At 69.6% G+C, this 7,911-nt stretch carries 7 protein-coding genes; all 7 read right to left on the bottom strand.

Annotated elements, in window-relative coordinates; genetic code table 11:
• Positions 1 to 593, bottom strand: a 593-nt coding sequence (locus SSNG_RS25040) for a dipeptide/oligopeptide/nickel ABC transporter ATP-binding protein (RefSeq protein ID WP_241695116.1), incomplete at its 3' end; no start/stop codon positions are given.
• A 5-nt stretch (positions 594 to 598) separates the two neighbouring features.
• On the bottom strand, positions 599 to 1,660 hold the full coding sequence (locus SSNG_RS25035; protein ID WP_050779917.1) for an ABC transporter ATP-binding protein: 1,062 nt from the start codon (positions 1,658 to 1,660) through the stop codon (positions 599 to 601).
• A gap of 29 nt (positions 1,661 to 1,689) precedes the next feature.
• Positions 1,690 to 2,691, bottom strand: a complete 1,002-nt coding sequence (locus SSNG_RS25030) for an ABC transporter permease (protein WP_007266702.1) — start codon at positions 2,689 to 2,691, stop codon at positions 1,690 to 1,692.
• Positions 2,692 to 2,855: 164 nt separating this feature from the next.
• Positions 2,856 to 4,565: an ABC transporter substrate-binding protein gene (locus tag SSNG_RS25025; RefSeq protein WP_050779916.1), complete on the bottom strand. Its 1,710-nt coding sequence runs from the start codon at positions 4,563 to 4,565 to the stop codon at positions 2,856 to 2,858.
• 93 nt (positions 4,566 to 4,658) lie between these two features.
• Positions 4,659 to 5,651 (bottom strand): ABC transporter permease, encoded by a 993-nt coding sequence (locus SSNG_RS25020; RefSeq protein WP_042801843.1) that lies wholly within the window; start codon positions 5,649 to 5,651, stop codon positions 4,659 to 4,661.
• A gap of 623 nt (positions 5,652 to 6,274) precedes the next feature.
• On the bottom strand, positions 6,275 to 7,015 hold the full coding sequence (locus tag SSNG_RS25015) for an enhanced serine sensitivity protein SseB C-terminal domain-containing protein (RefSeq protein ID WP_042801841.1): 741 nt from the start codon (positions 7,013 to 7,015) through the stop codon (positions 6,275 to 6,277).
• Positions 7,016 to 7,077: 62 nt separating this feature from the next.
• Positions 7,078 to 7,818 (bottom strand): enhanced serine sensitivity protein SseB, encoded by a 741-nt coding sequence (locus SSNG_RS25010; protein WP_007266698.1) that lies wholly within the window; start codon positions 7,816 to 7,818, stop codon positions 7,078 to 7,080.
• Positions 7,819 to 7,911 lie beyond the last annotated feature (93 nt).

Here is a 7,911-nt window from a genome sequence, read left to right as displayed (position 1 = left end):
TCGTCCGCGACGACCAGCTTCGGCTTCAGCGCCAGGGCGCGGGCGATGCCGATGCGCTGGCGCTGGCCGCCGGAGAACTCGTGCGGGTAGCGGTTGTAGTGCTCGGGGTTCAGGCCGACGAGCGAGAGGAGGCGCTGGACCTCCTTCTTCACGCCGCCTTCGGGCGTGACGCCCTGGAGCTTGAAGGGGGCCGAGACGATCGCGCCGACCGTGTGGCGCGGGTTCAGGGAGCCGTACGGGTCCTGGAAGATCATCTGCACGTCGCGGCGCAGCGGGCGCATGCCGGCCACGCCGAGGTGGGTGATGTCCTTGCCCTCGAACTCGATGCGGCCGCCGGTCGGCTCCAGCAGCCGCGTGATGAGGCGGCCCATCGTCGACTTGCCGCAGCCGGACTCGCCGACGACGCCGAGGGTCTCACCCCGCCGGACGTCGAAGTCGATCCCGTCCACGGCCTTGACGGCGGCGGTCTGGCGGCTCAGCAGCCCCTTCCTGATGGGGAAGTGCTTGACCAGGCCGGTGACCTTCAGCAGCGGTTCCGCCTCGGCGACGGCCGTCGCGGTCGCCGAGTCCTGGGCGGCGGTGTCCTTCTTCATGTCCGTCACAGCTTCGGCGCAATCTCTTCGGTCCAGATCCGGGTCCGCTCCTCCTGCGACATGTGGCAGGCGGACCAGTGCCGGCTGTCGTCCTGGGTCAGCTCGGGCCGCTGGGTGCGGGTGATGCCCCCCTTGGGCACGTCGGCGTAGGGGCACCGGGGGTTGAACGCGCAGCCGCTCGGGATGTTGATGAGGCTGGGCGGCGAGCCCTTGACCGGGATCAGCCGCTCGGTCTGGTCGCGGTCGATGCGCGGCATGGAGCCGAGCAGTCCCCAGGTGTAGGGGTGGCGGGGCTCGTAGAAGACCTTCTCGGCGGTGCCGCGCTCGACGCACCGGCCGCCGTACATCACGAGGATCTCGTCGGCCATCTCGGCGACCACGCCGAGGTCGTGCGTGATCATGATGACCGCGGAGCCGAACTCCTTCTGCAGGTCGCGGATCAGGTCGAGGATCTGCGCCTGGACGGTGACGTCGAGGGCGGTGGTCGGCTCGTCCGCGATGAGCAGTTCGGGGTTGTTGACGAGCGCCATGGCGATCATCGCGCGCTGGCGCATGCCGCCGGAGAACTCGTGGGGGTACGCGTCCACGCGCCGGTGGGGCTCCGGGATGCCGACGCGGTCGAGCATCTCGACGGCGCGGGCGCGGGCCTTCTTCTTGTCGACGTCGTGGTGGGTCCGGTACGCCTCGACGATCTGCTTGCCGACCGAGTAGTACGGGTGCATCGCGGACAGCGGGTCCTGGAAGACCATCGCCATCTTGCGGCCGCGGAGCCGGCGCACGCGGTCGGCGTCGGCGCTGACGAGGTCCTCGCCGTCGAGCACGACCTCGCCCGAGATGTCCGGGCGGCTGCGGGCGTTGCCGGTGCGGTGCAGGCCCATGATGGCCAGCGAGGTCACCGACTTGCCGGAGCCGGACTCGCCGACGATGCCCAGGGTCTTGCCGCGCTCCAGGTCGAAGCTGAGGCCGTCCACGGACTTGACCAGGCCGTCGTCGGTCGGGAAGTGGACCTTGAGGTCGCGCACGGAGAGGAAGGGGGCCGCGTCGGGCGCGCCGCCCTGCTCGGGCACGAAGGCCGGCTGGTCGGAATCGTTCTTGGTCACGTCAGCCTCACGCGCGGGTCGATGACGACGTACAGCAGGTCCACGATCAGGTTGGCGAGGACCACGAACAGGGCGGCGAGCAGGGTGACGCCCATGATCACGGGAAGGTCGCCGGCGCTGATGGCGGCCACCGCCGCCGTGCCCAGGCCCTGGAAGTTGAAGGTGGTCTCGGTGAGCACCGCGCCGCCGAGGAGGCCGCCGAGGTCCAGGCCGAACATGGTGACGACCGGGGTGAGCGTGGAGCGCAGGGCGTGCTTGCGGATGACCACGCCCTCCTTGAGGCCCTTGGCGCGGGCGGTGCGGATGTAGTCCTCGCCGAGGACCTCCAGCATGGTCGCCCGGGTGATGCGGGCGTAGGTGGCGGCGAAGAGGAAGGCCAGGGTGATCCAGGGCAGGATCATGCTGTTGAGCCAGGCCAGCGGATCCTCGGTCAGGGGCTGGTAGTTGGAGACGTCCAGCCAGCCGAGGCTGTAGACGAAGATCGCGGGGGCCACCATGCCGGTGAAGAAGATCGGCAGGGAGACGCCGGCGAGTGCGCCGACCATGACGGTGCGGTCGATGGCGGTGCGGCGTTTGAGTGCGGAGATCACGCCCGTGGCCACGCCGGCGATCACCCAGATCACGGCCGCGCCGAGGGCGAGCGAGAGGGTGACCGGGATGCGGTCCATCATGGTTTCCCAGACGGGCGCCTCGGTCTTGAAGGAGTAACCGAAGCACGGGGCCGCACAGTGGGTGATCTCGGTGCCGCCGTCGTAGTCGCGGCCGGCGAAGATCCCCTTGACGAAGAGCAGGTACTGCTCGGAGATGGGCTTGTCGAAGCCCATTTTCACGCGGATGCCCGCCAGGGCGGTCTCGTTGGTCTCCCGGCCTGCGTACATGAGCGCGGGATCGCTGCCGGTCAGCTTCGGGACCGCGAAGAAGATGCCGAAGGTGACCACGGAGACCACCAGCAGCGTGGCGGCGACGTTGAACAGCCGCCGTATGAGGTAGACGAGCACTGCAGTCGGCCGCCCGGGGCTGGTGGCCGCCGCCCCTCGTGGGGGCGGCGGCCAGCGCCTGCGGCCTTCACCTGCCCTTCGGACTAGCGCATGTGCGGTGAAGGCACTTACTTACGTGCTGAGTTGCGGGTTGCGTGCCCGGCGGTCGGCCGGGCCGCCTGCTGCTACTGCTTGATGCCCACGGTGGCGAGGTCGATCTTGCCGAAGGACTCGTTGAAGAAGACGTTCGTCAGGCGCGGGTTGTGGTAGACGAGCGCCTTGTCGAAGTTGATCGGCAGGTAGAGCGCCTTGTCCATGACCTTCTTGTTGATCTCCGTGTAGAACGGAGCAGCGGCCTCCGGGGTCGCGGCGGCAGCGGCCTTGTCGAACAGGCCGTTGATCTCCGTGTCGTTGACCTCGGTGTAGTTGTTGTTGCCGTTCGGCAGGATGAACGATCCGTCGACCAGCGGCTGCAGGAAGCCCGCGCCGGAGTTGTAGTCGGCGCCCCAGCCCATGACGATGATGCCGTAGCCCTTCTTCTTCACGTTCTCGGGCGAACCGATCGTGGAGGAGGAGAGCTTGCCGTCGAACTGGTCGATCGTCGCCTTGATGCCGACCTTGGCGAGCGAGGCCTGCAGGGACTCGGCCGTCTTCACCTCGGGGGCGCGGTTGTTGCGCACGGCGATGACGGTCTCGAAGCCGTCGGGCTTGCCACAGGCCTTGAGGGCCTCCTTGGCCTTGGCCTCCTGCGGCTTGCCCTTGGTCAGGCCGAAGGGGTCGTAGCTCTTGTCCGAGCCGGGGACGCCGGCCGGCAGCATGTTCGCGCCGAGGTCACCGCTGGTCGGGCCGCCGCGGGCGGTCTGGAGGGACTTCGGGTCGGCCGCGTAGATGACGGCCTTGCGGCAGTCGATGTTGTCGAACGGCGCGACCGTCTGCGGGAAGGCGAAGTAGCGGATGTAGCCCGTGAACGGGTTGTCCGCGTTGGCCTTGAGCTTCGAGTCCTTGAGGATCTTGTTCTTCGCGGCCTGCTGGACACCGGTGCCGTCGACGGCCATGTCGATGTCGCCCGAGAGCAGGCGCTGGTCCATGTCGTCCGGGTTGGTGGTGACCGTGAAGGAGACCTTGTCCGGCAGACCCTTGCGGATCGGGTCCGTCTTCGGGTCCCAGTTCTCGTTGCGGACGAAGGTCGCGCCCTTGCCGGCGGTGAAGCTCTCGACCTTGTAGGGGCCCGTGGACACCGGCTTGTTGGTGTACGTGGCACCCGTGTCCTTGCCCGCCGGGACCGGCGAGGAGGACGGCATGGCCAGCAGGTAGCTGAAGTCGGAGTTCGCGCTCGCCAGGTTGAAGACGATCGTCTTGTCGTCCGGCGTCTCGACGGTCTTCAGACCCATCTTGTTCGGGTCGGTGTCCTTGTACGGGCCGGGGTACTTCTGGCCCTGGTCCAGGAGGTCGATCAGGTAGGTCGGGCCACCCGACAGCACGTCCTGCGCGAAGACGCGCTCGACGCCGTACTTGATGTCCTTCGAGGTGATCGGCGTACCGTCCTCGAACTTCACCCCGTCCTTGAGCTTCAGGGTGTAGGTCTTGCCGTCGTTGCTGATGACCGGCAGGGCCTCGGCGAGGTCGGGGACGACCTTCGTGCCGTCCTTGCCCGGCTTGGCGTCGTAGGCCAGCAGGCTGCGGACGTAGAGGCGCTGCATGTTCCAGACGAAGCCGTAGTAGGCGCGCGCCGGGTCGAGGTAGTCGACGTCCTGCGGGGACCAGAGCTTGAGCTCGCCGCCCTTGGCGTCGGAGGGGTTGATCACGGCGGTGGCGGCGCCGCTGTAGCCCTTGCCGCTGTCGCCGTCGGCCTTGTCGTCCTTCTTCGCTCCGTTGTCACCGCACGCGGCGGTCATCGAGAGCGCGGCGATCACAGCGGTGATCGCGAGGGCCTGCTTTCTGCGGGTCACGTTGTCCAACCTCCATAGGTGGTGAATCGAAGAAGCGGTTCAGCTGCCCTTGGGGTCGAGTGCGTCACGCAGCCCGTCCCCGAAGAGGTTGAACGCCAGGACGGTGATGAAGATCGTCATACCGGGAACCACCATGTACATGGGGTCGTCCTGGTAGATGGGGACGGCGTCGGAGAGCATCTTTCCCCAGGAAGCGGTGGGCGGCTTGACGCCGGCACCCAGGAAGCTGAGGGCCGCTTCGGTCAGGATGTTGGTCGGGATGATCAGCGTGGCGTAGACGAGGATCGGCGCGACCAGGTTGGGCAGCAGCTCCTTGAGGAGGATGTAGCCGCGCCCGGCTCCGAGGCTGCGCGCGGCCTCGACGTACTCGCGTTCCCGCAGGGAGATCGTCTGGCCCCGGACGATGCGGCCGATGTACGGCCAGCCGAAGAAGCCGATGACGAGGATGAGCACGCCCATCCGCACGCCGGAACCCTCGAACCCCCATACGGAGTTGGGGACCACGGAGACCAGGGCGATGGTGAACAGCAGCTGGGGGAAGGCCAGCAGCAGGTCCATCAGGCGGCTGATGATCGCGTCCACCCAGCCGCCGAGGAAGCCGGCGAGGGCGCCCAGGAGGCTGCCGAGGACGACCGAGACGAAGGCCGCCAGGAAGGCGACGACCAGCGAGATGCGGGCGCCGTAGACGATCCGGCTGAACACGTCGCGCCCGTTGGTCGGTTCGACGCCCAGCAGGAAGTCGGAGCTGATGCCGCCGAAGGAGCCGAGCGGCGTGCCCAGGTCCGGATCGATCATGTCCTCGTGGAACTCGTTGGGGTCGTGGCCCAGCAGGTTCACGATCAGCGGTGCGAAGACCGCCACCAGGATCAGGAGGATCACGATCACGCCGCCGGTCAGCGCGACCTTGTCGCGCTTGAGCCGCATCCAGGCGATGCGGCCGGGCGAGCGGCCTTCGATGGCCTTGGCAGGGACTTCGGCTACGGACACGGGTGCGGGTGTTTCCGCGCTCGTGTCGTGCAGTGGTGCCGTCATCGTGGTGGGGACCCCTCTCGGCCGACGGGTGGGTCGGCCCATGCCCGCCGCTGTGGCGGCGTTGGTGCGGAGTGGCGCTCCAGTGCTCGGGGCACGTGAACGCGTACGAGGTGCGAGGTACTGGCAGTGCTGGCAGTGCGGCCGTGCTGTGGGTGGAGCAGGGTGCGGTGCGTGCGGTGCGGTGCAGCTGAGGTGCGGGAAGTGCGGAAGCGCCGCGTCGTGACGAGCGGCGAGGTCCACGTGCCGAACCGCGTCCTGGAGGACTGACCGGCTCTTGGGTGGGGAGTCTTCATCGGGCGCTCGACCAGCCGCCAGACCCGCAGATGAATGGATGCGCAACCGTGATCTGACGCCGGGATTCCCGTTATCCGGACTCCGCTCACGGCTCAGCGGAGCAAGACCGTCCGTTCGGTACCCAAACGGACATCATGGCCAACTCCGGGAACGAGTGCGCTATTTGGGCGCCCACCTGCGGCGATATCCGGACAAGACGAAGGCCGCCGGGAACCGTGGTTCCCGGCGGCCTGGTGTCCGTCGGACGGGGTCGTCCCAGAGTGCGGGCGCACCCGGGGAATCCCTGTAGGGAGCTCGGGGAAAGGGCCCCCGCACCCCGTGGAGGGGGGTCAGTAGGCGGCGGCCTGCCCCTCGCGGTCGTAGAAGGGCCGGGTCTGCGCGCGCAGCCACATCGCCACCGGGTCGTGCTCGTCCGCGAGCGCGACGGTGCACACCGGGACCCCCTCGGGCACGGCGCCGACCGACTGGCGCATCATCTCGCGTACGGATTCCAGCGCGGGCGGCGAGGCGTCGTACAGGTCGAGCCCGACCGCGAGGTACGCGGACCCCAGCGAAGGCTGCACCCAGGCGCGGCGCAGCGACCTCACGGCCGGCGTGCGGTGCGCGTGCTGGGTCAGCAGCCCGTAGAACTGCGGGAGCTCCAGGGACGGCTCGGACAGCCTCAGCGGCCCCGCCGGCATCCGGTCCAGGCCGGTGGCGACCCGGCGCAGGTCGGCCCAGGGGATGCCGAGGCCGCCGCCCTGGGCGTGCGGGTTGACCCACAGCCCCCAGCGGTCCGGGTAGAGGGCGCGGGCGATGTCCCGGCCCGTGACCACCTCGTAGCCGCGGTTCCAGCCGCTCGCGGCCAGCTCCTGCGGGGAGGTCACGCAGGGGGCGTAGCCCAGCCCCTCGACCTCCATGCCGCCGTACTGGGCGTCCGGTGAGCCCGGCTGCCCCTGCCACAGGAGCATCCACAGCCTGCCCTCGGCGAGGGCGTGCAGGAATGACTCATAGCTCTCATAGCGCCCGGGAGTCACCTGGCGCAGCATGTGCTCGACCTGCCCGGCCGCGGCCGTGCCTGACGCACTCACCCGGTACCCCTCTTCGTCTTCGTCCGCCCGTCGTCCACACGTCCCGACCAGCTTAAGCGGCGCTACGGGAGGTAGAAGGGGCGTACGCGCTCACGAATCCACTCCGTGACCGGGTCCTCGGCGGCGTCCAGCAGGATCAACTGCACCGGCCAGGGCGCCGGTACGCGGCCCAGGGCGCGGCCGAGCGCCTCCAGCGGGGCGCCGCGCAGTTCGGGATCCCATCCCAGCAGGCGGACACCGATGTAGAGCTGGGGGTCGCCGCCCTCGACGCTGGCGAGGCAGCGGTGAGCGGACGCCACGGCTCCGGTGGCCCGGAACTCCTCGGCCGCGGCGGCGAGGAAGTCGACCGGGTCGTCCTGCCAGTCGGGCTCGAAGAGCCGGACGCGGGCGCCGCCGGCCGGGCCGTCGAGCTCGGTGCGGCCGGCGCGGCACAGCTCCGCGACGGCGGCCGGGGGGAGCGGGACCCCGACGGCGCCCTCGGGGTTCACGGCGATGCCGAGCTGCGGGGGCAGGCCGCGGGCGAACTCGACGGCGGGGGCGACGGCGAAGTCCATGGCGGGGCCGGCGGCGATGCGGAACTGGGCCTCCGAGCTGTAGACGGGGACGTACGCGGCGCCGTCGATCAGCATCGTGGGGAGGTCGAGGGAGGCGCTGTCGGGGCCGCCGCCGTTCGGGAGCGGCACCCAGACCTGGCTGCGGCCGAGCGCGTCGATGATCCGCGGGCCGGCGTCCGCCTGGCCGAGCGCCGCCCCGAGCACCTGCTCCAACTCGTTCGCCGGCCAGCCGTTGCCTTGCGCCTGCATCTGCCTGTGCCTCCGTGTGGTTCCGCCCTGTGTGGCCCCGAGGCTATCGGGGCCGGGGCCGGTGGGTGGGGTGCGGGTGGCCGGCCGCTGCGC

It is taken from the genome of Streptomyces sp. C, from assembly GCF_000158895.1.
Taxonomy (GTDB): domain Bacteria; phylum Actinomycetota; class Actinomycetes; order Streptomycetales; family Streptomycetaceae; genus Streptomyces; species Streptomyces racemochromogenes.
This window is presented reverse-complemented; position numbering and strand designations above follow the sequence as displayed.

What these genes read in the sequence shown, in the direction of transcription:
- SSNG_RS25025 (WP_050779916.1), bottom strand. Translation starts at nt 4,565, where the DNA reads ATGACCGCCGCGTGCGGTGACAACGGAGCGAAGAAGGACGACAAGGCC.
- SSNG_RS25020 (WP_042801843.1), bottom strand. Translation starts at nt 5,651, where the DNA reads ATGACGGCACCACTGCACGACACGAGCGCGGAAACACCCGCACCCGTG.
- SSNG_RS25010 (WP_007266698.1), bottom strand. Translation starts at nt 7,818, where the DNA reads ATGCAGGCGCAAGGCAACGGCTGGCCGGCGAACGAGTTGGAGCAGGTG.